Here is a 1366-nt window from a genome sequence, read left to right as displayed (position 1 = left end):
CATTTTCAGCCCGTGCCGCTAGCCGCAACGCGCTGACCAGCATCGATCCCCGACCTGACCCACCGAAACCCCGCCGAACTGTGGAAGCCGGGCTTAGGACACTCACACTCGCGAAAGCGCGAGGCTAGAGATTCGTGCCGGTGTTGCCATCGTCATCCGAAGAGTCCCGCTGCTTCCCCTCGCCCGGAGCAGAGAGGTCCTCTTGCTCGTCCAGCAGCTCCAGGAGCGCGGCGTCTGCCCTCTGCTTGTCCTCTTTCGTCAGTTCAAGAGTCGCGTTGCTGTAGACGGTGTACCGGTCGGGATCGCTGATGTTGGCGGCCCTCAAGGTGAACGTCAGAAGGGTGCGCCACCCCTTGCGGTGGCCGACCCTCGCCTGGAGCTGGACCTTGTAATCGCGGGGCTCCGGAACGAATCCGGAAAACGGCGCCTCGAACTCGATGAGGAGTTGTTGCGCTTCCCTGCCGGCCACGGCGAATCCGGCTGGCAACTTCGGCTCGTCCTCCGGCCCGGGTTGGAGACGGGACGGTGAAGACATCCACAGGAGTGGCAGATGGGAGGCGGGCTCATCAGGGAAGGACAACCTGAGATCCTGCACGACTATCGGCTTGGCACCGGTGTTGTGAAGGACGAGCGGAGCCGCAGGCGAGCCATGGAGCGGTGGACAATCGCGGCAAAGGAATGAGGCTCCCAGGACTTCAGGTGCCCTTGCCTGGCGTTGATCCACCAGAAGGATGCGACGGTAAAGATCAACGCGCAAACCGACACGAAGCCAGCGCCAGGAATCGATGGGAACGCATCCTGAACTGCAGCGGCCATAAGCGAAAGCACAATTTCAGTGTGCCAGCCCCAGGGTGCGCACGCTAACAGAACTCGGTGACGCGGGGCCCTTGAGTGGCCCAGCCTCTCGGTGCGGAGCAGCTGGGTTCCTTCATCCTTCGGCGATGAGGTGCGCCAGCAAAGCGTCCAAGTTGATGTGCCCGGACTCGGCCCCCCTGGGCACCACTGCCTCCGTTTCCTGCAGGAGAGCCTTGATTTCCCGCGCCGGGGCTGTGAGCAAGGCCGTGCCATCTGGCGGATTGGGAAGGAAGTACAAGTCGCTGACGTCACGCTCCTCGACGGGCCATACACATATATCCCCCTCGCCGGCGGGGCCCCCAGACCATCGGCCAGCAGATCTCGCCCGATGATCCTTTCAACCGTCTCGTCGCTGCCAGCAACGTCGAATGCGGCGCGGACAACATGGGGATCGCTGGGCTCGTACTGCAGCCTCATCCTGAGTTCCACAGTTGGCGGTGCCGACTAGGGCACGAATATGTAGGTTGACCTGCGGATATGCCTGTGGGCACGCCGAAGTGGCGTGTCACTA

At 62.8% G+C, this 1366-nt stretch carries 1 protein-coding gene and 1 pseudogene; both read right to left on the bottom strand.

The genetic code is table 11. The features are described 5' to 3' along the window. Nucleotides 1-124 precede the first annotated feature (124 nt). Entirely contained in the window at nt 125-469 is a 345-nt protein-coding gene (locus tag ABZV38_RS40455) for a hypothetical protein (RefSeq protein ID WP_356333969.1), read from the bottom strand. A gap of 459 nt (nt 470-928) precedes the next feature. Beyond that, nucleotides 929-1272, bottom strand: a pseudogene (locus ABZV38_RS40450) (SsgA family sporulation/cell division regulator). Nucleotides 1273-1366: the final 94 nt, after the last annotated feature.

Origin of the sequence: Streptomyces sp. NPDC005181 (genome assembly GCF_040608395.1) — a bacterium.
In the GTDB taxonomy this organism is placed as follows: Bacteria; Actinomycetota; Actinomycetes; order Streptomycetales; family Streptomycetaceae; genus Streptomyces.
The sequence above is the reverse complement of the archived record's forward strand: the minus strand, read 5'-3'. Positions and strand labels throughout refer to the sequence as shown.